22 protein-coding genes are annotated in these 25964 nt (G+C 38.4%); 11 read left to right on the top strand and 11 right to left on the bottom strand.

The window, feature by feature from the left end; translation table 11 throughout:
- Positions 1–381: 381 nt before the first annotated feature.
- Both ESZ48_RS08100 and ESZ48_RS08095 read left to right on the top strand, forming a co-directional pair.
- The gene (locus tag ESZ48_RS08100; RefSeq protein WP_129016823.1) at positions 382–1743 is read left to right on the top strand and encodes an acyl-CoA dehydrogenase family protein; all 1362 of its coding nucleotides are present in this window, start codon (positions 382–384) and stop codon (positions 1741–1743) included.
- A 260-nt stretch (positions 1744–2003) separates the two neighbouring features.
- Positions 2004–2885 (top strand): diacylglycerol/lipid kinase family protein, encoded by an 882-nt coding sequence (locus tag ESZ48_RS08095; RefSeq protein WP_129016822.1) that lies wholly within the window; start codon positions 2004–2006, stop codon positions 2883–2885.
- On the opposite strand, the gene ESZ48_RS08090 is transcribed toward ESZ48_RS08095, so the two are convergent.
- The 8 genes from ESZ48_RS08090 to ESZ48_RS08055 form a co-directional block, all read right to left on the bottom strand.
- Positions 2879–3463 (bottom strand): phosphatase PAP2 family protein, encoded by a 585-nt coding sequence (locus tag ESZ48_RS08090; RefSeq protein WP_129016821.1) that lies wholly within the window; start codon positions 3461–3463, stop codon positions 2879–2881. The genes ESZ48_RS08095 and ESZ48_RS08090 overlap by 7 nt on opposite strands.
- On the bottom strand, positions 3463–3690 hold the full coding sequence (locus ESZ48_RS08085; RefSeq protein ID WP_129016820.1) for a hypothetical protein: 228 nt from the start codon (positions 3688–3690) through the stop codon (positions 3463–3465). The genes ESZ48_RS08090 and ESZ48_RS08085 overlap by 1 nt, the downstream gene beginning before the upstream one ends.
- Before the next feature lie 201 nt (positions 3691–3891).
- Positions 3892–4095, bottom strand: a complete 204-nt coding sequence (locus ESZ48_RS19775) for a four helix bundle protein (protein ID WP_223266397.1) — start codon at positions 4093–4095, stop codon at positions 3892–3894.
- Positions 4096–4233: 138 nt separating this feature from the next.
- Positions 4234–5628 carry an MATE family efflux transporter gene (locus tag ESZ48_RS08075; RefSeq protein ID WP_190246217.1) on the bottom strand — a complete coding sequence of 465 codons (1395 nt, stop codon included), beginning with the start codon at positions 5626–5628 and terminating at the stop codon, positions 4234–4236.
- Between the two features lie 426 nt (positions 5629–6054).
- Positions 6055–6999, bottom strand: coding sequence for an NAD(P)H-dependent flavin oxidoreductase (locus ESZ48_RS08070; protein WP_129016819.1), 945 nt, complete (start codon positions 6997–6999; stop codon positions 6055–6057).
- Entirely contained in the window at positions 6999–8612 is a 1614-nt protein-coding gene (locus tag ESZ48_RS08065; protein WP_129016818.1) for a S8 family serine peptidase, read from the bottom strand. The genes ESZ48_RS08070 and ESZ48_RS08065 overlap by 1 nt, the downstream gene beginning before the upstream one ends.
- Positions 8613–8644: 32 nt before the next feature.
- Entirely contained in the window at positions 8645–9832 is a 1188-nt protein-coding gene (mnmA, locus tag ESZ48_RS08060; RefSeq protein ID WP_129016817.1) for a tRNA 2-thiouridine(34) synthase MnmA, read from the bottom strand.
- Positions 9833–10095: 263 nt separating this feature from the next.
- Positions 10096–10806 (bottom strand): toxin-antitoxin system YwqK family antitoxin, encoded by a 711-nt coding sequence (locus ESZ48_RS08055; protein WP_129016816.1) that lies wholly within the window; start codon positions 10804–10806, stop codon positions 10096–10098.
- 66 nt (positions 10807–10872) lie between these two features.
- On the opposite strand from ESZ48_RS08055, the gene ESZ48_RS08050 reads away from it, so the two are divergent.
- Positions 10873–11865 carry a fasciclin domain-containing protein gene (locus ESZ48_RS08050; RefSeq protein WP_129016815.1) on the top strand — a complete coding sequence of 331 codons (993 nt, stop codon included), beginning with the start codon at positions 10873–10875 and terminating at the stop codon, positions 11863–11865.
- Positions 11866–11960: 95 nt separating this feature from the next.
- Here ESZ48_RS08050 and yidC read toward each other — a convergent pair whose 3' ends face one another.
- The 3 genes from yidC to ESZ48_RS08035 all read right to left on the bottom strand — a co-directional run bounded on the left by yidC (position 11961) and on the right by ESZ48_RS08035 (position 18846).
- Entirely contained in the window at positions 11961–13856 is a 1896-nt protein-coding gene (yidC, locus tag ESZ48_RS08045; protein WP_129016814.1) for a membrane protein insertase YidC, read from the bottom strand.
- 108 nt (positions 13857–13964) lie between these two features.
- A complete protein-coding gene (locus ESZ48_RS08040) occupies positions 13965–15605 on the bottom strand; it encodes a CTP synthase (protein ID WP_129016813.1) in 1641 nt (546 codons plus the stop codon).
- 472 nt (positions 15606–16077) lie between these two features.
- On the bottom strand, positions 16078–18846 hold the full coding sequence (locus ESZ48_RS08035; protein ID WP_129016812.1) for a M16 family metallopeptidase: 2769 nt from the start codon (positions 18844–18846) through the stop codon (positions 16078–16080).
- Between the two features lie 217 nt (positions 18847–19063).
- On the opposite strand from ESZ48_RS08035, the gene ESZ48_RS08030 reads away from it, so the two are divergent.
- The 8 genes from ESZ48_RS08030 (at position 19064) to ESZ48_RS07995 (ending at position 25869) form a co-directional block, all read left to right on the top strand.
- Positions 19064–19948 carry an SDR family oxidoreductase gene (locus ESZ48_RS08030; protein WP_129016811.1) on the top strand — a complete coding sequence of 295 codons (885 nt, stop codon included), beginning with the start codon at positions 19064–19066 and terminating at the stop codon, positions 19946–19948.
- A 243-nt stretch (positions 19949–20191) separates the two neighbouring features.
- Entirely contained in the window at positions 20192–20956 is a 765-nt protein-coding gene (locus tag ESZ48_RS08025; protein WP_129016810.1) for a ParA family protein, read from the top strand.
- Positions 20956–21855, top strand: coding sequence for a ParB/RepB/Spo0J family partition protein (locus ESZ48_RS08020; protein WP_129016809.1), 900 nt, complete (start codon positions 20956–20958; stop codon positions 21853–21855). Before ESZ48_RS08025 ends, ESZ48_RS08020 begins: the two co-directional genes overlap by 1 nt.
- Positions 21845–22456 carry a DUF5683 domain-containing protein gene (locus tag ESZ48_RS08015; RefSeq protein WP_190246216.1) on the top strand — a complete coding sequence of 204 codons (612 nt, stop codon included), beginning with the start codon at positions 21845–21847 and terminating at the stop codon, positions 22454–22456. Before ESZ48_RS08020 ends, ESZ48_RS08015 begins: the two co-directional genes overlap by 11 nt.
- Before the next feature lie 113 nt (positions 22457–22569).
- On the top strand, positions 22570–23271 hold the full coding sequence (gene dapB / locus ESZ48_RS08010) for a 4-hydroxy-tetrahydrodipicolinate reductase (RefSeq protein ID WP_129016908.1): 702 nt from the start codon (positions 22570–22572) through the stop codon (positions 23269–23271).
- Positions 23272–23380: 109 nt separating this feature from the next.
- Positions 23381–24922, top strand: coding sequence for a signal peptidase I (lepB, locus tag ESZ48_RS08005; protein ID WP_129016808.1), 1542 nt, complete (start codon positions 23381–23383; stop codon positions 24920–24922).
- A 12-nt stretch (positions 24923–24934) separates the two neighbouring features.
- Entirely contained in the window at positions 24935–25555 is a 621-nt protein-coding gene (locus ESZ48_RS08000; protein WP_129016807.1) for a WbqC family protein, read from the top strand.
- Positions 25555–25869 (top strand): DUF6122 family protein, encoded by a 315-nt coding sequence (locus ESZ48_RS07995; RefSeq protein ID WP_129016806.1) that lies wholly within the window; start codon positions 25555–25557, stop codon positions 25867–25869. Before ESZ48_RS08000 ends, ESZ48_RS07995 begins: the two co-directional genes overlap by 1 nt.
- The last annotated feature ends 95 nt before the right edge of the window (positions 25870–25964 follow it).

Below are 25964 nucleotides of genomic sequence, written 5' to 3'. Positions count from 1 at the left end.
TCTTGTTTTAAATGCATCAGTTTGTTTACTGTTTTTGCTTTTTCGCCACGAAATGACGAATATTTAACGTATTTCTCTGTGTGACTCTATTTTTTCTCCGTGAATCTCTGTGTAATCAGTCGGCAGCCTGCCCGTACCGATAAGGCACGTTCGGTGCGGGTCTTCATTTTGCAGTCATCAGTCATCAGTCAATGTATAAGTTTCAACTTATTAACCGCAAGAATCGCAATTGATCCATTTCATCTTCATTCAACTTCAGCATCAACTTCAATTTCAATTTCAATTCCCCACGTTAAATTCTTTATAAATTTCTAGACAGAACATTTAATTCTATTGAAAAGCATTAACTTTTCAACAACTAATTAAAATTCGAGTCGCACTATGAAATTATTTACTAAAATTAAGTCCATCATTAACTTGATGAAAGAAGTTGACTTTGAAGATCTAGGCAGAATTTCAGAAAAGATAGATTTACCCAAAATCATGAAAACAGTAGGCGAGCTTGATGATAAACAGCTGGATGGGCTCATGAAAATGCTCACCGAGAAAAGCAAAAAAGGACAACATCAACTGCCTCCTATTGATGGCGATTTTTATGATCTCGATTTAAAATTGACGCAAGAGCAGCGCGCCATCCAAATGAAAGTACGCAATTTCATGCAGGATGAAGTAGAACCTATTGCTAATGACTATTGGAAAAAAGCACAATTCCCAATGGAAATCATTCCCAAATTGGCAGCACTTAATATTTGTGGGGTCGCTTATAAAGGTTACGGTTGCCCTGATTTACCATTCATTATGGAAGGTATCATTGCCGAAGAGTTGGCACGCGTAGATGTTTCGGTCTCTACCTTTTTTGGTGTCCATAGCGGACTTGCCATGGGCTCAATTTATCTCTGCGGAAGCGAAGAACAAAAAGAAGAATGGCTTCCAAAAATGCAAAAGATGGAATTGATAGGTGCTTTTGGCCTAACCGAACCTAATGTTGGAAGTGCCGTGGCAGGCGGAATGGAAACCACGTGTAAACTGGAAGGGGAAGAATGGATTTTGAATGGTCAAAAAAAGTGGATCGGCAATGCCACATTTGCCGATGTGACCATTATTTGGGCAAGAGAAGAAACGAGCAACAAAGTAAAAGGGTTTTTAGTCAGAAAAGACACCCCAGGTTTCACCACGGAGAAAATGGAAGACAAAATGGCCTTGAGAACCGTACAGAATGCCATCATCACTCTAGAAAATTGTAGAATCGCTGAAAAAGACCGACTCCAAAATGCCAATTCGTTCCGAGACACTGCCAAAGTGTTGCGGATGACGCGAGCGGGTGTGGCGTGGCAAGCCGTAGGTTGCGCAAGGGGTGCTTATGAAAACGCACTCAAATACACCAAAAAACGGGAACAGTTTGGAAAACCTATTGCTTCATTTCAATTGGTTCAAAATCATTTGGTGGAAATGCTATCCAATCTAACGGCAATGAAGACCATGGTTTATAGACTCTCCGAGTTGCAGGATCAAGGTCTGCTCACAGATGAACACGCGTCTTTGGCAAAAGTGTTTTGCTCTTTGAGAACACGAGATGTGGTCAGTCAGGCACGTGAGGTCATGGGTGGTAACGGCATTTTGTTGGAGTACAATGTAGCGCGGTTTGTGGCCGATGCTGAAGCCATATATTCTTATGAAGGTACCAAGGAAATCAATACATTAATTGTGGGAAGGGCCATAACTGGGTATAGTGCATTTGTATAATCGCTATTTCGATCACTAGGTCCTATTTTATCTTATCGTATTAGTATCTGAGATCAAGAAACTCTGCAAATAAGGTTTCGCATTAATTGGTGATGGTTTATGTGGAAAGATTTATAACCTCAATTCCCTAAAATTTTGATAATTTATGTCTGTAAATTGATATCTTTCAACCGCTTTTCAGACTTTTGCGCCAAACTTCATAGTTCTACACATTTGGTTGCAAAATAGCGTTATCAGTATCTAAAAAAAAGGAATAGTATTTGAAACATATACACTTCATAGTGAATCCTGTATCCGGTTCAGGGAACCAACTGATCAATAAAAAGTTTTTAAATAAATTTTTTGATGAAGCAGACTATGTGGTCACGATAAAAAATTCCGATTATAAAAAACACGCTAAAACTTTAACCAAATTATCCATTGCCGAAGGCGCACATATCATTGTCGCCTGTGGCGGAGACGGTACTATTAACGAAGTAGCTTCATGCTTGGTCAACACCAATATTCCATTGGGCATCATCCCGTTGGGCTCTGGGAATGGCCTAGCTTCCAATTTGAAAATTCCAAAACGTGTGGAGCATGCCATAGCCCTCATCAAAACGGCACCAGTTAAGAAAATTGATGTAGGCTGTATCAACGAGCATTATTTTTTCAGCAATACAGGCATCGGTATCGACGCGCAAGTGATCAGGCATTACGAAAATTCCAACGAAAGAAAATTAATTAGTTATTTAAAATCGTCGCTGAAAGCTCTGAAGAACATAAAATATAAGAATAAAATTACGGTTGAAGTTAACGGGGAAACGATCCAAACCTATCCTTTTCTGGTATTTATTTCCAATTCCAATGAAATGGGCTATAAAATCAGTTTGACCCCAACAGCGTCATTGCAGGATGGACTTTTGGATGTTCTTATTGTTTCAAAAATGTCTAGGCTGAAATCATTATACTTCGGATTCTTGATCTTACTTAAAAAACCTCATTTGATAAAGGAAGCTAAGTATTATCAATCAAAGGAAATTCGGATCCGCCAGGAAAATAAAAGCGTGTATGAAAGTCAAATTGATGGCGAATTTTTCAATATAGCTAGTGATGCCATCACTATTTCACTTTTAGAAAAATCGCTCCATGTTATTTACTGATCCTTATAATTGGCGTTGAATTTATGTATTGCATAGATATTGAGCTTGTAAAACACTATTCCCGTCAAAAGGCCAAACAGCATCCCCAACAATACATCTAGAGGATAATGTACCCCAATATAAATACGACTATAGCCCATTAAAAACGCCCAAAAGATCAGGACATAGATCAGGTATTTGAATTGTTTTTTTAAGGTAAGACCCATAAAGATTGCTGCTGCCATGGTATTGGAAGCGTGCCCAGAAAAGAATCCGTATTGACCGCCACAATGTGATTTCACCAGTCGCATACTGTCCACCAACTCTGCCAAATGACAAGGTCTCAATCTGTGCAATCCATTTTTGAAAAGATTGGTCACTTGGTCTGTCACCAAGATCATTAAAGCAACAACTAAAAGTGTAATCAGAACGGCTTTTAAGCGCATTTGCCTGGATATCAAATACAACAGCAGGGCATATAGCGGAATCCAATTGAATTTAGACGTATAAGCCAACCAAAACGGATCCCAGGACTTTGTCCCAAGACTGTTTAAAAAGATAAAAACATCCGTATCTAACTGTAGAATTTGATCAATCATTAGGCATTGTATCTTTCAATTTCACGATCGTAAAAATCTGTAGCCTGTTGGATCAAATTTTCAGTTTCTGAAGAGATTTCCTTTTCGTCATGCTCATCAAATTCTTCCATCCACTCCACTTCATCATCTTCCAAATTTAAAATAAATCTTGGAAAGTCAGTATGTATGATATAAATGGCATCTGGAAAATCTGTGTTATCGCCGAGTATGAATTTTGGTAGTTCCATTTTTGAGTTATGAGTTATGAGTACTTAAAGCGCACTAAAGTTATGTAATAAAATAGGTTCTATAAGGGTTATAAGTATTTGAAGTGCCTAAAGTTACAAGTTGTGTAATGCCTAGAGCTGATGTTGCGTTGTTAAGATAATTATCTTTAAAGTGAAATTTTATTAGAATACAAAAGTATCGAATTTTAATTAGTATATGGCTTATAATTTGCTGGCAATTAAAGTGAAAATAGCCAAACTAATTGTTGTTTTATTTTTAAAATCTCTTGGACTTCTTGATCTATTCGCTTCTCTATAATTGGCACCAATACTTGTTCCTGATTTAGTGGGTTGGTTTCTTACAACATAACCTTCTCTGTTGACGATGGTAAGCCATAAGACAAGTTTATAATACCAATTGCAAATTGAACTGTCCGTTTTTCTAAGATAGCTGTAAATTCCTTTTTAGTCATTGTAAAATTAACTTTAAAGTTTCACTACTTCAAACTTGAAACTTTTATACTCCAAATTGCAGGAGCTCTATACTTTAGCTACTTTCCAACTTTAGACACTTTGAACTCTAGGCACCTCCAGCTTTATCAATTTCTTCGTCAAATAATTAAATCTAATAAATAGCATAATTGCAGCGCAAGTCAAACCGGCTATAAGTCCGAGCCATATTCCGACACTTCCATAAGCATCCTCTTTGCCTAAATAAAAGCTAATTGGAAATCCGATGATCCAATAAGATATGAACGTAATAATTGTAGGTATTTTAACATCCTGTAAACCTCTAAGCGCACCAAGAGCTACGACTTGTAAACTATCGCTTATCTGAAACACGGCAGAGACCAAGAGCAATGTGGAAGCAATGGCGACAACTTCTCGTGTATCAATAGCGTTAATCGGATCATCCAAATCCACATAAATGGTTGGTAGTACCTGGTGTAAAAGCACAAGTGTAAAAGCAAAAATAACGGCCAAGACGACACCTAACAAAAAAATAGATATGGCTATGCGACGCAATTCCGTGAAATTTCGAAGTCCTTTTTGATTGCCCACCCTAATCATGGCAGCAACACTTAAACCTGTGGCCACCATAAAAGTCATTGATGACAGATTCAAAGCGATTTGATTTGCTGCTTGCGGGTTTTGACCCAAGGTACCACTGAGCCATATGGCGGAGGTAAAAATACCAACTTCAAAAAACATTTGCATGGCACTTGGAAATCCAATATTAATGACCTTTTTAAGCATTGGCGACTCCAAAACAAAAATCTTAATATTGGTGACATAGGCTTTCGATTTATCCCGAGCTTTTAGAACCCACCATAAGAAAAAGACCATAACAACCCTTGATATCAAGGTTCCAATAGCTGCGCCCACAATACCCATCTCAGGAAATCCAAACTTTCCGAAAATCAAAAGATAGTTGAGCACCACATTGATGAGGTTAGCTAAAATTGTGGCGTACATTGGATATTTTGTAAGCGAAAGGCCATCACTAAATTGCTTAAAAGCCTGAAATACAATTAACGGAATTAATGAAAATGCCACCAAATCCAAATATGGAATTGCCAGTACCACCACCTCTTCCGGCTGATCCATAATATACATTAGGGGCTTGGCTAATAAAAGAAGGACGAACAAAACAATGCCCAAAGCAGTACATAAAAACAAACCGTGCTTTAGCGCCGATTTCCCTTTGGCAAAATTATTTTCAGTATCTGCCTCTGCAACCAAAGGCGTAATGGCTGTTGAAAATCCAATCCCTATAGACATGGCAATAAAAACAAAACTATTGCCCAAAGACACTGCGGCAAGTTCTGCAGCACCCAACTGACCCACCATAATGTTGTCTACAAGACTCACGAAGGTATGACCTAGCATGCCCAACATGACTGGTGCAGCCAAGTTTAAGTTGTACTTAAATTCTTTGGTATATTGAGATAAAATCACACTTAAATTTTAAAGGTGCAAAGGTAGATGGATTGACCTTCTTTACGACTCATTTTCTGCTTTTATTTCAACTGAAACACATCAACCAATTGATAGTTATCAACTTGCATTGCAACTTTGTTAATAAGTTGTTTCTATATAATTGCACAAAATCATGATATCGGTTATTTTTACAGATATCATGTGATGATTTATCATTTAGTTATCATTCATGACAAACAATATAGAACAGGAAAAGTTTTAGCTATTATTTTAGAGGGATTTAAAGATAGTATTGTTAAAACATTTCAATCACAAAGGGGAATTTCTTCCCCTTTGTGTTTATATACTATTAAACAATTTAGTTGTGTAGCATTTCTTAAAGTCTTATCAAGCTCAAATTTAATATATTAAGAAAATAATGATCTTGGAGAAATTTAGAAGTGGTTAGAAGAACATTTTCACCTGTTGCTTCGCTATTTCATATTCTGAAAGCATGTCTTCAACAATTTTTCCAACCGGTTTAATATCGTGAATCAATCCTGAAATCTGGCCAATTTCCAATTCGCCTTCTTCCAAATCGCCTTCAAACATCCCACGCTTTGCTCTTGCTCTGCCCAATAAACCTTTAAGATCCTCAACCGATGGAGATGTTTTGTACAATTCCACAATATCATTATAGAACTTGTTTTTGATCAACCGAACAGGTGCCAATTCTTTTAAAGTCAAATGCGTATCACCTTCTTGGGCGTTAATTACAACCTCTTTAAAAGCTTGGTGTGCGGAACTTTCTTCACTTGCAACAAATCTGCTGCCCACCTGAACGCCATCAGCACCCAAAACCATAACTGCCAACATGCCTTGTCCGGTTGCAATGCCACCTGCGGCAATCAGTGGAATGTTCAAGGCTTCTCTAACCATTGGAATTAAAGTTAGGGTCGTGCTTTCTTCCCGTCCGTTATGACCTCCTGCTTCAAAACCTTCCGCAACAATGGCATCAACACCAGCCTCTTGGGCTTTCAACGCAAATTTCACACTGCTCACCACATGAACCACGGTGACGCCGCGTTCTTTTAACCACGACGTCCAGGTTTTAGGATTTCCTGCGGAAGTAAAAACAATCTTCACTTCTTCTTCTACAATAATATTCATGATCTCTTCAATATTCGGATAGAGCATGGGCACATTCACCCCGAAAGGTTTATCTGTAGCTTTTTTACATTTTTGAATATGTTCACGTAAGACATCCGGATACATGGATCCTGCACCAATCAGGCCAAGGATTCCTGAATTACTGGACGCTGAAGCCAGTTTCCATCCGCTGTTCCAAATCATTCCTGCTTGTATGATCGGGTATTTTATTTTAAAAAGTTCGGTGATTTTATTCGACATTAAGATTTTATAAATTTAGAATTGACAGTTTGATTATTTGAAATGACACTAAGTATATATAAGCCTGAATTTAAATGCGATACATCTAAGCTGAAGTGGGTATTGGAATAATTCTGCTCCATAACCAATTTACCTAGAACATCATAAATCTTTAGTATTCTTCCTTCATGACTTGCCGGCATCTGAATATAAAGCTGATTTGAAACAGGATTCGGATATACTTTAAATCCTTGGACATCATTTTCCAGTAATGAAAGTCCATGAGAAAGGGCCAGTTGGAAATTTGGGATGCCATAGCCTAAAAAATAATCGGGAGCCGTGTATTGTGATGCAGACAATCTCATATATTGCTTGATCTGTTCTGCATTAGCATTCGGTAGCGCTTGCCATAAACAAGCAAGACCACCTGCCAAAATGGGCGCACTAAAAGACGTGCCATTATTAGCTACTATGGCATCCATTTCATCAATAACGATAGATCCTAATCCTTGTGCGACAACATCTGGTTTTTGGGTGGTTTGAGAAGCATCGCCTCTTGAACTAAATACGGCATATAAACCGTCAGCATTCACGGCACCAACGGTGACCACACCAGGAGCATCTGCTGGAGCAGTGACAATTCCCCATGAATTATTACCAGAATTTCCTGCCGAATTAACTACTAAAATTCCTTTTTCGGAAGCAATATTGGCGCCTCTACTGATGAAAGTGGTCGTCCCATTCATATCGGATCGCGAATAATTATAATTAGCATTATCAAACGTGTTATAACCTAACGAAGAATTTATAATATGAACGCCCAAGCTATCCGAACGTTCAGCAGCTTCTACCCAGTAACTTTCCTCAACAGGGTTTTCAATTGCCGCGTCTTCGGTACGAAACAAATAATAGGACGCATCTGGTGCCGTACCAACAAATTGATTTTCAATGTACCCAGCCATGGTGCTCAAGACTTTGGTTCCGTGCGAACTTGCCGTATACTCATCAATTGCTGAAGTTCTATTTACAAAATCATAGCCACCCAACAAACCGTTGTTTGCTCTTAATTTATTGAACGACGTCATTGTATTCACATTGGGAAAACCAGCATCAATAACTGCTATAATAATGCCTGCTCCTGTATAGTTTTCAATGTGAAGTTCGTCAACATGAATCATATTGACTTGGTTCTGGGCAGTTCCGTAATTAAAATCTTCCAAACCCGCCTCAATAGCAAACTTGTCGTTTCGAACGGTTGATCGAGATAAGACGGCTAAGTTTTTATCTGCAAACTGAATTCTGCATACAAATTCCAAATCAAAAAGCGCAGTGATAACATCTACCTCACCTCGAACGTGAACCGCATTCATCCACTTTGATTTTGCCAAAACGCTAATGCCATTAGCTGCTTTTAAAAGAGAAATATAAGATTCATTGACCGGCACATCTCTGGAATCCACAGGGATCTTATGGAGATTTTTTCTTGTGATGGCTTGTTGAGAAAGAATAGTGATTGGATTTTGAATGGAAGTTTCCACATTGTTCTTATCTGCAAAATATACCCACGCATCCTGTTGTGCAAAGGCAACATGAGAAAAGCATAGAGCTAAATACAGGAAAACAGTTACTTTCATCAGCAATAATTCAATGAAATTATTACTGCAATTTAAGAAATAACTCCCGAACCAACTAATTCGTCATTAAGGTACCACGCCACGAATTGGCCTTCGGTGATGGCTGATTGGAAGTTTTCAAAAACGACGTAAAGTCCGCTGTCCACTTGATGTAAGGTTACATTTTGAAGCGGTTGACGGTATCTGATTCGCGCTTTGACCTCCATAGTTTCATCCAACGCCAAGGTTAAATCTTCACGAATCCAATGCACTTCATCATTAGAAACAAACAAGGCTTTTTTAAGAAGTCCTGGATGTTCTTTGCCTTGACCTGTATAAATGACGTTTTCTTCAACATCGGTCTCAATTACAAAAAGAGGCTCAACAGTGCCACCTACAGCAAGTCCTTTACGCTGACCTTTTGTAAAATAATGTGCACCTTGATGTTTACCGACCACTTTTCCGTCCGTAATATGGTATTCTATTTTTCGTGTCAAATAAGCCAATTGATCTTCTTCAGTAGTAAACTCAGGTTCTAATTGGTGGTATATATTTTGCTCGGACGGAATTTCTACAATTACCCCTTCTTTAGGCTGTAATTTTTGCTGTAAAAATTCTGGAAGTCTCACTTTTCCAATAAAACAGAGACCTTGAGAGTCTTTTTTATCGGCAGTCACCAAATTCTGCTCTGTTGCAATTTTACGAACTTCAGGCTTTGTCAATTCGCCAATAGGGAATAATGCCTTTGATAGTTGCGCTTGTGATAATTGGCACAAAAAATAAGACTGATCTTTATTAGTATCGACTCCAGCAAGCAATTGATAGATCTCCTTTCCATCTTTGTCAATAGTTCCTTTACGACAATAATGTCCGGTAGCTACAAAATCAGCACCCAAATCGAGCGCAATTTTCATAAACACATCAAACTTGATCTCACGATTGCAAAGCACATCTGGATTTGGCGTTCTACCTTTCTGGTATTCGTCAAACATATAATCGACGATACGTTCTTTATATTGTTCGCTTAAATCGACTGTTTGAAACGGAATTCCCAATTTATCGGCCACCAACATGGCGTCGTTACTATCGTCCAACCAAGGGCATTCGTCAGAAATAGTCACAGAATCATCATGCCAGTTTTTCATAAACAAGCCAATAACTTCATAACCTTGCTCTTTTAACAAATACGCGGCAACGCTTGAATCAACACCTCCTGAAAGTCCTACGATTACTCTTTTCATTTTGCAAAATTACAAAGTTTATTGCAGAAAAAGTATTATGGCGAAGAAAATGAAATTGCCCGCCTAAATGACGGAGTCGGGCAGGAAGTTGGAAACCTGACGGATGACAGGTGACTGAAGACAAAGATTTGCGGAGACAAATTGAGTTTCACAGAGATACTAAACCTGCCATTACATTTACCGAGGTGGAAATACTTAAGACTGAGAACCCGCCCCAAACATGCCTTATTGCTACCGGCAGGCTGAAAACTGTCAACTAAATCCTACTGTTTCATCGGGTTTTTACTATACACTGTAAAGTCCTTTTCTTCCGTTATTACACCATTCTCATAAAACTTCCAAATACCGTGTTTTTGGTCGTCTCTATATGCGCCTTCCGCGAGCATTTTACCGTCTGAATCATAGTATTTGGACATGCCGTGAAGAATATCGTCTTTATAGGTAAATTCCTTTATGAGCACACCTTTTTCTGAAAACACTTTAGAAATACCTTCTATTTTGCCATTGGTATAATAAGATTGTTCGGCCATTTGACCATTAGGATAATAAACGAACTTTTCACCTTCAAGTTGTCCTTTATCATTATAATGTTCAACGGTCATGATGGCGTTTGTTTTATTATGATAGTACACCCATTTGCCAACAAAGAGCTTGTTGGTCATACGCCCTTCACTTATCAACTTTCCTTTAGAGGAATAGAATTTCACCAGAATATCATCACTATTAGGAATAAATTCGCGTGTTGCGCTTAGAACACTCTTAGCATTATCCAACTTATAGAATTTAAACAGTCCCACTTCCTTACCATGTTGAAAAGTACCTTCATACCGTGGTTGATCTGTCTGATCAAAATTTACCTTCCAAAACCCATGGCGTTCCCCGTCCTTATCAAATTGGTTGATAGCGTTCTGTGCGATCGCTCCTGTTAAAAATACTGTTAAAAATAAAATAAAAAATATACTTTGTTTAATCATTTTGTATTTTTGTTAAACAAAACTAACAAGCGGTTAGTTTAATGTCGAACAAATAAACTCAAAAAAATGAAGATTATTTCAAAAACTCTCAAAATTCTACCATTGTTACTATTGGTTGTCGGATTTCAATCCTGTAGTAGTGATGATGACAACAACATTGAACCTCAACCAATGAACATTGTAGAAACAGCGTTGGCTACCCCAGACCTCAGTAGTTTGGTGGCTGCGCTTAAAGCGGCTGATGGTAACTTGGTAAGCGTATTGAACGGCCAAGGGCCATTTACGGTCTTGGCGCCAACAAATGCAGCTTTTCAAAAATTCTTAACGGATAATGGATTCGCAAAATTAAGCGATGTGCCAACGGATGTACTTTCTGCAATTTTATTAAATCACGTCATTGCAGGAAATGTAAAATCTACGGATTTGGTGGATGCTGGTTCAGGCTATTCAAACACAAGTGCAACAGGTCCAGGCGGGAAAAATTTAAGTCTGTATTTTAATACTACTGATGGTGTAAAATTCAACGGGATTTCAAAAGTGACCGCTGCAGATATTTCTGCGACTAACGGAACTATTCATGTTGTAGATGCTGTTATCGGATTACCAACCGTAGTAGATTTCGCATTGGCAAATCCAGCCCTATCAAGTTTAGTAGCTGCTTTACAGGCTGCCGATTCTCAAACTGATTCTCCAAACTTGATTCCTACTTTGTCAGGAAACGGTCCATTTACGGTGTTTGCACCAACAAATGATGCTTTTGCTTCGTTATTGAACGAACTTGATCCAACAGGGAACACAGCACTAGGTGATGTAGATAAAGCGACGGTTGAAGCTATTCTAAAATATCATGTTGTAGGTGGAAATGTCACTTCAGATAAAATTCCATCTGGCGTTGTTGGAACCTTAGGAGGTGATGTTACCATAAGTGCAACTGCGCTTACCATTACTGATCCAAACGGACGCGTGAGCAATATTATTCCAGCATTGGTAGATATCCAAGCTGCAAACGGAGTGGTTCACGCCATTGACAAAGTAATCTTACCACAATTGGGACAATAGTATCAGTTTTAATTAATCCTTAATTACCTTGTTGATTAATAGCAAAAATGCCTCTGAAATTTTCAAAGGCATTTTTTATTTGGAATGGAAACAGTTTAACGTTTTCCTTGTTTTTTCTGCTCTTCGGCTTGTTCCATCATTTCTTTCATCTTCTTTTGGAACTTGCTTTCTTTTTTAGGTTTTGCCTTATTCACCTGAATTTGTGCATGGATCTTTTCTTCATCCAAAATGAAATTCTTGATGACCAACATAATACCAATACTAATTAAATTCGAAATGAAATAATACAAACTCAATCCAGAAGCATAGTTATTAAAGAAGAACAACATCATGATTGGCGAAAAGTAAATCATATACTTCATCATTTTCGCCATATCTGGCATTCCTTCTTGAGTTGGCTGCGACGCCATTTGCTGTCCTGTTGTCATTTTCATATAGAAGAAAATTGCAATAGAAGCCAAGATTGGAAATAAACTCACGTGATCGCCATAAAACGGAATCTTGAATGGTAAATCTGCAATCGTATCATAAGACGATAAATCATCAGCCCATAGGAAACTCTTCTGGCGGATATCAAACGCCGACGGGAAAAATTGGAACAGGGCATAGAACACGGGCAACTGAATCAATGCCGGCAAACAACCACTCAGCGGACTGGCGCCTGCTTTAGACTGTAATGCCATGGTTTCTTGTTGAATTTTAAGCTTATTGTCTTTATATTTTTCACGAATAGCATCCAACTCTGGCTTAATGATTTTAAGCTTCGCCTGAGAGAGAAATTGTTTGTACTGCACAAATGATAAACATATTTTGATCAAAATGGTCATCACTACAATAGCAATTCCATGAGACATATAAGACCCTAAGAAACCAAACAAAGGAATAAATAAGTAACGGTTGATCCATCCAAAGATACCCCAGCCCAATGGCAGAATTTCATCTAAATTTCTCTTGTAACCATTTAAGATTTTATAATCACTTGGACCGTAGTATAGATCCATGCTCTTATTAATCTCTCCACCTTCAAGTGCCAGTGGTAATTTTGTGCTGAACGCTTTAGTGAAAATCGTATCTATATCTTCATCCTGAACTAAATTTCTTGATGTAAAAAATCCGTTCTTAAAAGGCTGATTGGCTAAAAGAATGGACGTGAAAAAATGCTGTTTGTTGGCAACCCAAGTGACATCTTTAGCGTCATCTTCCTTAAAATCACCCTGTCCTAAATAGTCATCTTTACCTCCCCCATATTCAAAAACAAGCTCAGTATATCTGTTTTCATAAGAGATACTTTTAGCATAACGGTACGTTTTGACGTTCCAATCTAGATTGACTTCTTGTGAACTATTGATAACGTCATTTAAACCTTGCGAACGCACGTTGAACCCAAACATATAATCGTCCGGTTTCAGCTCATAACGGTATTCCAAGAACTTGCTTTCTGAAACTTTAAGCTTCATGGAAACCACTGTATTCTCACCATTTTTGGTTATGGTTGGCTCAAAATAAAGATCTTTGGTATTTAGATTTCTGTTATCAGTAGTAGAGAAAGAAATATTAAAAAGCGCGTTATTATCTTTAATAAGATAGATAGGCATTGAGTCATGGGAAACAAACTCTTTAAGTCTTACTTCTGATAAATAACCACCCTTGTTGCTGAACTTTAATTCTAACAAGTCTGTTTCCACCAAAGTTTCGTGGTCTGTAGCAGATGGTAATGTAGATGCATAGGCAAAAGCGCCCAATTTGTTTTTTAACGCTTCAAGTTTTGTGGAATCTAAAGCCGTTTTGTTGGTATAATCATCAGCAGTGGAAACGAAAGTGTCTTTTTTAACTGTTGCTTTTTTCTCCGCTTCTACTTGGGCCTGTTTTGCTTGTTCTTGTGCTGCAACTTCTTCAGGAGTTGGTTGGTTCTGCCATAGCATGAACAATAATATTCCGAAAATAAGAACGAATCCTATAATAGAATTGAGATCAAATTTTTTTTCTTCCATTTATGTGATGTTCAGACCTGACATGTTCGAATAACTTTTAGGTCTTTTTTAAGTTGGTAATTAATTCTGTTTTTGACAAGATTGGTTAACACAAAAATGCAACCAAATTTAGTTTTGTGTCATACTGACACGATTTTTATCCTTTTTAAAATTTACTGCAGCTTTTACAAAGGCCACAAATAACGGATGTGGATTGGCCACGGTACTTTTATATTCGGGATGAAATTGTACGCCTACAAACCAATTGTGCGACGGAATTTCAACAATTTCAACCAAACCAGTGTCAGGATTGAGACCAGTAGCTTTCATTCCAGCGTCTTCAATTTGCTTTTTATAAGCATTATTAAATTCATAACGGTGACGGTGACGCTCAAAAATATCAGTCGTTTGATACACATCGTGAGCAATGCTTCCTTCTTCTATCTGACAAGCCCAAGCTCCAAGTCGCATCGTTCCGCCTTTGTCTGTGACATCTTTCTGCGATGCCATTAAATCGATAACAGGATCAGATGTATGCGCATTCATTTCAGTAGAATTCGCGTTTTTCAAGCCCAATACATTCCGGGCATATTCTATAACTGCCATTTGCATGCCTAGACAAATTCCCAAAAACGGAATATTATTTTCTCTGACATACTTCACTGCCTCAATCTTTCCGTCCACACCGCGCTCTCCAAACCCTGGAGCTACCAAAACACCGTCCAAATGTGCGAGTTCTTCCGCTGCATTTTCTATAGTTAAATGTTCAGAATGGATAGGTACGACATTTACTTTTACTTCATTTTCAGCACCGGCGTGAATAAACGATTCTAAAATAGATTTGTATGAATCTTGTAGTTCAACATACTTCCCAATCAAACCAATAGTTACTTCACTCTTTGGGTTTTTTAGTCGTTTTAAGAATTGATTCCATTGCGTCAAATCTGGCGCATCACTTTGTAGGTCCAGCTTTTTAAGTACTATTTTATCCAAGCCCTGCTCCAACATTAAATTGGGAACGTCATATATAGTAGAGGCATCAATCGACTGAATGACTGCTTCTTCACGAACATTACAAAACAACGCCAATTTACGACGAAGTTCTAATGGTAATTCATGCTCTGTACGACACACCAAAATATCTGCCATGACCCCACTTTCCATCAAGGTTTTGACACTGTGTTGGGTGGGTTTAGTTTTCAATTCGCCAGCTGCGGACAGATATGGTATCAGTGTTAAATGGATCACGATAGCATTGTGCTCTCCCAAATCCCATTTTAATTGACGCACCGCTTCAATATAAGGCAAGGATTCAATATCGCCAACCGTTCCTCCTATTTCTGTAATGACAATATCATAATCGCCAGATTTTCCAAGAAGTTGAACTCTGTTTTTGATTTCATCGGTAATATGTGGAATAACCTGAACGGTTTTACCCAAAAATTCGCCGCGACGTTCCTTTTCAATAACACTTTGATAGATACGGCCGGTGGTAACGTTATTGGATTGACTTGTAGGCACATTCAAGAAACGCTCATAATGCCCCAAATCCAAATCGGTTTCTGCACCATCATCAGTAACGTAGCATTCCCCGTGTTCATAAGGATTCATGGTACCTGGATCGACGTTAATATAAGGATCTAATTTTTGGATCGTGGTTCTGTAACCTTGAGCCTGAAGTAATTTTGCCAAAGAAGCTGCAATAATGCCTTTCCCTAAAGAAGACGTTACACCCCCTGTGACGAATATGTATTTTGTAGTAGTTGTCATGTTGCGCTGTTAAACGCAGGCAAATTTACAAAATTTAAATAGTTATTAGAGCATCTAATTTTAGTTATTTATCAGGGCGGACAATCGCCAGAAACACCTCATAAAACATTCATGATCAACGAGCTGAAAGAGCTGACGTGTTTTTTTAAAATAATAAATACCGGCGGGCAGACCCCAGAGTACGGAATGGAAAAGTATTTTTAACATTCCGAAGCAAGTTTTGAGACACCTTACTGTCAGCAAATCAAAACTTAGATCCCGCTAAATCAAATGTGAGGGACGGATGAGTTCAAACAACAAAACCTAATGCGCTACGCTTTTGGGTTTGGGGTTTCAGATCCCGCCCAAAAGCGGGATTAGTTCAAACAAAAAAACCCAATGCGCTGCGCTTTTGGGTTTGGGGTTTCACTAAAAAAAACCTGCTTCAAGGTCAAAACTGATGAAGCAGGTGATTCTTTTAATTACAATTCTATTAATCTATTTTTTTATCATCTTGCTTAATTTCAAAATTATCAAAATCGCCGCCGTTCACAACAGTCCAATTTTCGAAATTCTTAAAATACTTCTTAATGACTTTGTTGACATCTTCAACGGTTAGCTTCTCTACTTGTTTTTCAACATTTTTTTGGAACATCATATCTCTGTCCAAATAGAGATTGGTGCTGATCACTCTTGCCAATTCATTATCCTTAGCTCGGGACACATTTTGTTCCTGCACCCAACCACTAACAGCGTTTTTAAGTTCTTCTTCAGTAATGCCTTCAGCGATATAGCGCGCAATTTCTTCTTTAAAACCTTGTTGAACCTTGGCTGCATTTTCTGGTGCATAAATGGCATAAATATACATGGACGAATTTTTATCATCTTTATTATTATCCACACCAACATTACCACCTGCACCATAACTCACGCCATCCTTTTGACGTAATCGGCCTGCAATACGAGAATTTAAAAAGCCACCACCAAAAATTTCTCCTGCCACTTGTAGCGCAGCATAATCATCGTCATATTCACTACCTTCAAAAGATAAAACACCTAAAGTAAATGCGTTTTTCTTGTCTGGGGTTATGATTTTTTCATTTGCAGATGTGCTGTTTTGAAACTTATTACTGATTTCTGTATAAGGTTTATCAGATTTAAAGTCGGCAAAGGATGTATCAAAATATGTCTTTACTGCTTCTTCATCCATATTACCAATAGCCACAATAGATGCACTATCATTGACGCCATAAAAGTCTTTATAATACGTATTTAAATCGGCCACATTCACTGCATTTATAGCGGCAATTTCTTCGTCCAAAGTCATACTGTATAAAGGATGACCCTTTTTATAACGGTTATTCAACAACCCGATTTGTCGTGAAACAACAGACTGTGGCTCCGATTTACTTTCTTCAAGGCTGGCCAGATCCTGAGTTTTTAGTTTCTCTAACTCTGTGGCATCAAATGCGGGATTCTTCAGCATGTCTGTCATCAAGGCCAATGTTTCCATTAAATTCTCCTCAGTACTGTTGACAGATGCCGTAACACGACCGTTGGAACCATTAAAATATACTGAAGATTTTAAAGCACTCAGCTTATCCTCAATATCTTGTCTGGATTTTGTTTTAGTGCCTTTGTTCAACATTCTCGCTGTATATCTAGCGGCCAGCCCTTTATTCATCAGCTGATCTACATTTCCAGTGCGTAAATTGAAGGTTAAATTCACCGTTTTACCACGGTTGTCTTTTTTGATCAATCCATATTCAATACTGCTATTTGGCAATTTTCCTGACTGCAAGGTGTTTTGAATATTTTCATAAGACACATCAAAAGCCTCTCCGGCGTCCATGGCTTCCCTGCCCTTATAATTAGCAACTAATTCTTCAACATTTTCTGTATGCGGAATACCAACCCGTACCGGATTTTTTGTTGGGACAAAATTTCCAACCGTTCTATTTGTAGGAATAAAGTATTTCTTGATGGCTGCGTTGACTTTATCAACCGTCATTTCTTCAATACGATCTCTAAAGATGAATGCCAATCGCCAATCTCCTGCACCAATAAATTCGCTCATATAAGTTCCCAAATAAGACGAATTTCTAAAAATTTGATCCATCCGCTTTAGCATGTTTGCCTTCGCACGATTTAATTCGGCTTCCGTAATCGGATGATCGGCCAATTTATCTAAAGTGGTTAATAAAACTGTTTCAGCTTCAGCCAAAGATTTATCCGAAGGCACATCCACATTCATATATAAAAAGGAAGGCTCTTTTGTAAATGGTGTAAAAGACCAAATACCAGATGCCATTTGAGTATCCACCAAGGCTTTATACAATCTGCCGGAAGGCTCATCAGTCAAAACTTGTTCAGCAATGGCCAGTGCAGCAGCATCTTCATGCGACCCTGCAGGCACGTGATAAAGTGCAGATACAATTTGCAAATCGCCTACCCTATTTATAGTCACGCGTTTTTCGCCATCCTGTTCAGGCTCAATGGTTGGAATATCTTTTAATTCAACCGCTGGATTTTTAAGAGGACCGAATTTTTTTTCAATCAATGCCAATGTTTTTTCGGTATCAAACTTTCCAGTCACCATTAAAATAGCATTATCTGGTCGGTAGTATTTTTTGTAAAAAGCTTGAAGGCGCTCAATTGGAACACGTTCAATATCAGATTTGTTTCCAATTGTAGATTGTCCGTAATTATGCCATAAGTAAGCCGCACTGGTAACTTCCTGCATCAGCACTCGTGATGGCGAATTCTCACCACTTTCAAACTCATTACGCACTACGGAAAACTCCGATTCCAAATCTTTTTCAGCGATATAGGAATTGACCATTCTGTCCGATTCCAAATCTAAGGCCCAGTCTAGATTTTCATCTGTGGCGTTAAAAGTTTCGAAGTAATTGGTACGGTCATACCAAGTGGTTCCGTTTGGTCTTGCACCACGGGCAGATAATTCTTCTGGAATATTGGGATGGTTTGGCGTGCCTTTAAAAACCATATGCTCGAGTAAGTGAGCCATGCCTTTTTCGCCATAACCCTCATGACGGGAGCCCACCATATAAGTGATATTGACGGTTATGGTTTGTGCGGAATTGTCAGGAAACAATAGCACTTTTAAGCCGTTGTCCAAACTGTATTCCGTAATGCCTTCTACACTCGCTACTTTTTTGATTTGTGCATTCGCAATGAGGGATAGCGAAAGACACAGCAGCATTGTCATGGCAATTCTGAATAAATGGGAATTTTTTCTCATAGTTTATGGATAATTGATTTCCCTTAAAGATATAAAAAAAATGCATGTCGGTTTTATCAAAGTAAAAAATCTATGGCATTCACTAAAAAATCAATGCTTTAAAACGCTCCATGTTCCATAGCTAGAGCTTCTATGTTTTAAGAATAATTTGACTTTTGAAAAGCACAATCGTAACATATTATCCGTATTTTTAAATTCACATAAAAAATAATATAGAATGGTTTATACACAAAAAATGCTCAGAGATGACGCTTTAAAGGGAAAAACAATAGTAGTCACTGGTGGCGGTAGCGGACTGGGCAAAGCAATGTCCAAGTATTTTTTAGAATTGGGCGCCAATGTTGCGATTACCTCCCGCAATCTTGATAGGTTAAAAACTACAGCTGAAGAACTTGAAAAGGAAACCAACGGCACGTGTTTACCATTGCAATGTGACGTCCGTAATTATGACGAGGTTGAAGCCATGTTGAAAGGCGCAGTCGATAAATTCGGCAAAGTAGATGTTTTGCTAAATAATGCGGCCGGTAATTTCATCTCTCCTACTGAACGTCTCTCTGCCAATGCTTTTGATACGATTATTGATATTGTTTTAAAAGGCACTAAAAACTGCACCTTGGCGTTTGGAAAACATTGGATAGACACCAAGCAAACCAACACGTCTGTGCTCAATATTGTGACTACTTACGCTTGGACAGGTTCCGCCTATGTGGTGCCGAGTGCTACTGCCAAAGCGGGTGTATTGGCCATGACCCGCAGTCTTGCGGTGGAATGGGCAAAATACGGGATGCGCTTCAACGCCATTGCTCCTGGACCGTTCCCTACAAAAGGTGCATGGGATAGGCTTTTGCCTGGCGATTTAAAAGACAAGTTTGATATGGCTAAAAAAGTGCCTTTAAACCGTGTGGGTGACCATCAGGAATTAGCAAATCTCGCCGCCTACTTAGTATCTGATTTTTCAGCCTATGTCAACGGCGAAGTGATCACCATTGATGGTGGCGAATGGCTCAAAGGTGCAGGGCAGTTTAATTTATTGGAAGCTATTCCTGAAGAAATGTGGGATCAGCTGGAAGCGATGATACGGGCAAAAAAAGGTAAAAATTAAAGAAAACATACGACTTTCAATATCCGATAAAGATCATTGATAACGAAGATATACTTACCAAATAAAAAGAATTAGTTGTCATTCAGGTAGATGTCCATCTTAAAGCGTTGAACACAAAGCTCAATAATTTTTTAAGTTTTTTAAGGGCGTCCCTTTTAAAACCAATGGTGCTTTGTTAACAAGTAAGATTTTTTAAACTCACAAATAATTGTATTTTTACGCTCACAAAAATCAGATCATTTAATGGGTAAAATCATTGCAATAGCCAATCAAAAAGGAGGTGTTGGTAAAACAACAACATCAGTAAATTTAGCTGCTTCCTTGGGCGCTTTAGAGAAAAAAGTATTATTGATAGATGCCGATCCGCAAGCCAATGCATCATCAGGCTTGGGCATTGATGTAGATAGCGTAGAAGTTGGTTCGTATCAACTCATTGAGCATTCTGCAATAGCAGAAGACTGCATCATTCCTACAAGTGCACCGCATGTTGATATCATCCCGGCTCATATTGATTTGGTCGCTATTGAAATTGAATTGGTTGATAAGGAAGAGCGTGAATACATGCTCAAAAAAGCCATTCACCATCTAAAAGACCAGTACGATTATATTTTAATCGACTGCGCACCTTCTTTGGGACTTTTGACGTTGAATGCGCTAACCGCTGCAGATTCGGTCATCATTCCGATACAATGTGAGTATTTTGCATTGGAAGGTTTGGGTAAATTGTTGAACACCATTAAAAGTGTGCAACGTATCCACAACCCCAATTTAGATATCGAAGGCATGTTATTGACCATGTATGACGCACGTTTACGCTTGTCAAACCAAGTTGTTGAAGAAGTGCAGAAGCATTTTAGTGATATGGTTTTTGATACGATTATTCAACGTAACGTACGTTTAGGAGAAGCTCCAAGTTTTGGAGAGAGCATCATCAATTATGATGTGAGCAGTAAAGGCGCTACCAATTATTTAAGTTTAGCGAAGGAAATTATTAAAAAGAACGGTTAATGGCGAAGGCAACACAAAAACAAGCTTTAGGAAGAGGATTATCAGCACTTTTAAAAGATCCAACAAACGATATCAAATCCGTTCAGGATAAAAATGCCGATAAAGTCATTGGTAATATCGTAGAGTTGGAATTGGAGGCCATTGAAATCAATCCGTTTCAGCCACGAACTAATTTCAACGAAGAAACGCTTAGAGAATTAGCATCATCCATCAGGGAACTTGGCGTTATTCAACCCATTACCGTTAGAAAGCTTGATTTTAACAAATACCAATTGGTTTCTGGAGAGCGTCGTTTTAGAGCTTCCAAACTTATTGGATTGCCAACCATTCCTGCATATATCAGAATTGCCAATGACCAAGAATCCTTGGAAATGGCCTTGGTTGAAAACATTCAGCGTCAAGATTTAGACCCTATTGAAATTGCTTTGTCCTACCAACGTTTGATTGACGAAATTCAATTGACACAAGAACAAATGAGCGAGCGTGTAGGGAAAAAACGTTCTACCATAGCCAACTATCTTCGACTTTTGAAGTTGGATCCTATTATCCAAACCGGCATGCGTGACGGATTTATTTCTATGGGACATGGTCGTGCCATTATCAATATTGAGGACCAATCCGAACAACTTGATATTTACGAAAAAATACTTTCCAATAAATTATCCGTTAGGGACACGGAAGCTTTGGTGAAGAATTATCATAATAAAAGCGAAACAAAAGTTTCTGAAAAACCAGAATTACCATCCTTTGTTAAAAATGGGGTAAAAGAGTTTTCAGAATACTTTGGCCACAAAATCGACGTTAAAGTGAGTAAGAACGGAAAAGGAACCATAAGTATTCCTTTCCATTCTGAAGAGGATTTTAACCGTATCAAAAAACTTGTTCAAAGTGCCAAATAATCGCCTTTATACATCTCTTTTCATTTTATTTTTTGCTTCTTTCTTCGGATTTTCGCAAACTCCTGCAGATAGCATTCCGAAAGACATTTCTAAAGACCTTCCTAAAGAAGTTGTGATTGACAGCTTGGTAAGAGAACCCATGAATATTTTAGCCCCTTCCCGGGCGGCATTCTACTCGGCTGTTCTACCAGGGTTGGGACAAGCGTATAACAAAAAGTATTGGAAAATACCCATTGTTTATGCGGCTCTTGGTACCGGTATTTATTTCTATTTAGACAATGATAAAACCTATGATCGCTATCGTGATGCTTACAAAAGCAGGTTGGCTGGCCATACGGATGATGAGTTTTATGGCGAAGGCACAACGCCTCGTGTTACCAATGACGGATTGATTCGTGCACAGAACACCTTACGACGAAATAAAGAATTGGCCTTGCTCATTACCTTTGGACTCTACGCACTCAACATTATAGACGCCAATGTCGATGCGCATTTGCTTCAATATAACTTAGATGAAAATTTGGCTTTAAAGCCTCATTTTAAATATAACGAACAGGAAAATTCCACTAATTTGGGAGTGACCTTGAATTTTAAATTTTAATCATGAAACGAGCATGCTAAAGATTTTTACACCCAAGGAAATGATTAATAGCCGACAGCATGCCAGTGCTCAGCCAAGACGAAGTAGGTCCGTTAAAAAATAAATACAAACACATGAAAATAGGTCTTTTAGGTTATGGCAAGATGGGAAAAACCATTGAACAGATTGCCCTGCATCGGCAACATGACATCACCTTAAAAGTTGAAAAAGACACCGATAGCTATGCTCTCGAAAATATAGATGTCGCCATAGATTTCAGTACACCTGACGCTGCCGTAGCTAATATTACAAAGTGTTTTAATCACAATATTCCCGTTATTTCTGGAACCACAGGTTGGCTGGATCATTATGATGACGTTGTCGCCTTATGTAAAGAAAAAAATGGCACCTTTCTTTATGCTTCCAATTTTAGTTTAGGCGTCAATATCTTTTTTGAGTTGAACAAAACACTATCAAAACTCATGAAAAATCTTCCAGAATACGACATCAGCATGGAAGAGATACATCATACTGAAAAGCTGGATGCACCAAGCGGCACAGCCATTACTTTGGCAGAGGAGATTCTTAAAAACTCAAAATACGGCTCTTGGACACTTGATGCCGCAAAACTAAATGATTTACATATTCACTCCAAACGCATTGACAAAGTTCCGGGAACCCATCAAGTGGTCTATAACTCATCTGTAGATACCATAGAAATTAAACATACCGCCCATAACCGCGACGGATTTGCGCTTGGCGCCGTCATCGCCGCCGAATGGATTGTTGGAAAAAAGGGCGTATTCTCAATGAAGGATGTGTTAAACATTGGTTAACTTATTGACAGTTTTTTAATTACGATTTATCATTTACAATATATTTGTTGAACGGGCTTTAAAATCTAACCATTAAACCCCTAATTTTTACACTAATAACTACGATCAGATGACATTTACAGAATGGTTTATTTTCTTTTTCGTGATACAGGTTGCACACGGACTTGGCACATGGAAATTATACATAAAAGCAGGCAGACAAGCTTGGGAGGCTTTGGTTCCGGTTTATAATGCCGTGGTTTTAATGAAAATCATCAATAGACCTTGGTGGTGGACAATCTTACTGTTCGTTCCTATTGTCAATTTGATCATGTTTCCTGTAGTTTGGGTGGAAACGGCCAGAAGTTTTGGAAAAAATACTACTACAGATACCGTTTTAGCGCTGATAACTTTAGGTTTTTACAATTATTACCTGAATTATGTCGCAGATGTTACTCATGTTAAAGACCGTAGTTTACATCCAAAATCGGCCGCCGGAGATTGGATCAGTTCTATTTTATTCGCCATTGTTGCGGCAACAATTGTCCATACGTATTTCATCCAACCATTTACCATTCCTACGTCCTCTTTGGAAAAAACATTGTTGGTGGGCGACTTTCTATTTGTGAGCAAATTCCATTATGGGGCGAGACTTCCAATGACCACTGTGGCAGCACCTATGGTACACGACACGATCCCATTTCTAAACGTCAAGTCTTATCTTTCAAAACCTGAACTGCCTTATATGAGGCTTCCCGGGTTTCAAAAGATCAAACGTAATGATATTGTTGTTTTCAACTGGCCGGTGGATACCATGTTAGACATGCGCCATACCGATAAATTCTACTATAAACCTATCGATAAAAAAACCAACTACGTGAAGCGTAGTGTAGGTATACCTGGCGACACACTTTCCATAAAAGATGGTTATGTATACATTAATGGCAAACAAAATGTTTTGAATGATCGTGCCAGAATCCAGTTTTCGTACGATGTGACCTTTAAAGGCCAAATCTCTTCAAATGCACAGGTTTATGAAATCTTGAAACGTTTTGACATGACCGATGGTTTAGGTTATGATCAAGAATCTGAAACATGGATCATTCCTGCAGCGACTGAAGAAGCAGTGGCCAGAGCAAAAAATCATCCCAATATTGCCTCCATAGAAATTAGAAAAGACGTTATGGGCAATCGTGATTCTGGTATTTTCCCTATGAATCCTGCCTATGACTGGAATAATGATTTTTTCGGTCCTTTATATATCCCTGAAAAAGGAAAAACCATCACGTTAACTGCTGAAAATCTTCCGTTGTACAAACGCGTCATCAGCGTTTATGAAGGTCGTGAGCTCTCTGTAAATGGTAATCAAATCAGTATTGATGGCCAGATTACCAACCAATACACCTTTTCACAGGATTATTATTGGATGATGGGAGACAACCGCCACAACTCACAAGACTCCAGAGTTTGGGGCTTTGTACCTTTTGATCACGTTGTAGGGAAACCTGTTTTGGTTTGGATGAGCTGGGATGGAAAAAGTCCGCGATGGGAACGCTTTTTCACTACCGTTGGTGGCAATGGAAAATTAGTCTCTTACTTTATTCCGTTCCTTGTCCTCTTAGGCCTTATTTTCGGATTTAATACGTGGCGCAAAAGAAAAGCTAATAAATAGTAGCTTTCTATTATGGACATTCTACTTCACCCTACCTATTTCCCCAGCATTGCACAATGTGTTGCCATGGTTCAGGCTAAAAAGGTAATTTTTGAAGTCTGCGATAATTATCAGAAGCAAACCTATAGAAACCGTATGACGATCTATGGTGCACATGGTAAAATTCCGCTGACCGTTCCTGTGGTCTATTCGCAAAAAAACAGACAGCTTTATAAAGACATTGTCATATCAAATGATGAAAAATGGCAGGATCTACATTGGAAATCGATTCAATCTGCATATAGTAGCTCTCCGTTTTTTGAATTTTACGAACATGATCTGATCCATCTTTTCACTGAAGAAGCCACGCATTTGATGGAATTTAACTTCAATTGTCTAGATGCCATTTTGGAATGTCTTCAACACGAACTAAAGTTTGAAAAGACCACTGAATTTGAGTTGAATCCTACAAAAAAGAAAGATTACCGGTATTTAGCCGACCACAGAAAAGAAACCGAACAACCACTCAAGCCCTACGTTCAGGTATTTGATGACAAACACGGATTTATTTCAAATTTGAGTATTCTCGATTTGATTTTTAACGAAGGTCCGAATGCCTTATTGTATCTTGAGAAACAACAATTACCTGTATAATGCTACAATCCTTTATACATTACGGAATTCATTTTGGTTTGCCCTTAGTGGTGGCTTTTTTGTTTTTTAGATCCAACTGGAAAATGGCTTATTTGATCATGATTGCCACCATGCTCATCGACTTAGATCATCTCTTGGCAACTCCGCTTTTCGATCCTGAACGCTGTAGTGTTAACTTCCATCCACTTCACACCTATTATGCGATGGTTGTATATGTTGGATTTTTGTTTTTTAAGAAAACTAGAATTTTAGGTATCGGATTGGTCATCCATATCATTGCAGATGCAACGGATTGCTGGATGATGACGGTATGAGATTGACGATTGACGATTAACGATTAACGATTAACGATTAACGATTAACGAAAAATAAAAAAAAGCTAGATTACAAGGCTACACAAAGAAATATC

Source organism: Gelidibacter gilvus (assembly GCF_004115975.1).
GTDB classification, from domain to species: domain Bacteria; phylum Bacteroidota; class Bacteroidia; order Flavobacteriales; family Flavobacteriaceae; genus Gelidibacter; species Gelidibacter gilvus.
Note: the sequence above shows the minus strand (reverse complement) of the source record. Positions and strands in the feature narration are given on the sequence as shown.

Bases quoted from the DNA above. Each gene is read 5' to 3' on its own strand.
- ESZ48_RS08040 (WP_129016813.1), bottom strand. From the start codon at position 15,605: ATGACAACTACTACAAAATACATATTCGTCACAGGGGGTGTAACGTCT.
- ESZ48_RS08070 (WP_129016819.1), bottom strand. From the start codon at position 6,999: ATGTCGAATAAAATCACCGAACTTTTTAAAATAAAATACCCGATCATA.
- ESZ48_RS08085 (WP_129016820.1), bottom strand. From the start codon at position 3,690: ATGGAACTACCAAAATTCATACTCGGCGATAACACAGATTTTCCAGAT.
- lepB (WP_129016808.1), top strand. From the start codon at position 23,381: ATGACATTTACAGAATGGTTTATTTTCTTTTTCGTGATACAGGTTGCA.
- dapB (WP_129016908.1), top strand. From the start codon at position 22,570: ATGAAAATAGGTCTTTTAGGTTATGGCAAGATGGGAAAAACCATTGAA.
- ESZ48_RS08065 (WP_129016818.1), bottom strand. From the start codon at position 8,612: ATGAAAGTAACTGTTTTCCTGTATTTAGCTCTATGCTTTTCTCATGTT.
- ESZ48_RS08025 (WP_129016810.1), top strand. From the start codon at position 20,192: ATGGGTAAAATCATTGCAATAGCCAATCAAAAAGGAGGTGTTGGTAAA.
- ESZ48_RS08055 (WP_129016816.1), bottom strand. From the start codon at position 10,806: ATGATTAAACAAAGTATATTTTTTATTTTATTTTTAACAGTATTTTTA.
- ESZ48_RS08030 (WP_129016811.1), top strand. From the start codon at position 19,064: ATGGTTTATACACAAAAAATGCTCAGAGATGACGCTTTAAAGGGAAAA.
- ESZ48_RS08035 (WP_129016812.1), bottom strand. From the start codon at position 18,846: ATGAGAAAAAATTCCCATTTATTCAGAATTGCCATGACAATGCTGCTG.
- ESZ48_RS07995 (WP_129016806.1), top strand. From the start codon at position 25,555: ATGCTACAATCCTTTATACATTACGGAATTCATTTTGGTTTGCCCTTA.
- ESZ48_RS08020 (WP_129016809.1), top strand. From the start codon at position 20,956: ATGGCGAAGGCAACACAAAAACAAGCTTTAGGAAGAGGATTATCAGCA.
- mnmA (WP_129016817.1), bottom strand. From the start codon at position 9,832: ATGAAAAGAGTAATCGTAGGACTTTCAGGAGGTGTTGATTCAAGCGTT.
- ESZ48_RS08000 (WP_129016807.1), top strand. From the start codon at position 24,935: ATGGACATTCTACTTCACCCTACCTATTTCCCCAGCATTGCACAATGT.
- ESZ48_RS08050 (WP_129016815.1), top strand. From the start codon at position 10,873: ATGAAGATTATTTCAAAAACTCTCAAAATTCTACCATTGTTACTATTG.
- yidC (WP_129016814.1), bottom strand. From the start codon at position 13,856: ATGGAAGAAAAAAAATTTGATCTCAATTCTATTATAGGATTCGTTCTT.
- ESZ48_RS08100 (WP_129016823.1), top strand. From the start codon at position 382: ATGAAATTATTTACTAAAATTAAGTCCATCATTAACTTGATGAAAGAA.
- ESZ48_RS08090 (WP_129016821.1), bottom strand. From the start codon at position 3,463: ATGATTGATCAAATTCTACAGTTAGATACGGATGTTTTTATCTTTTTA.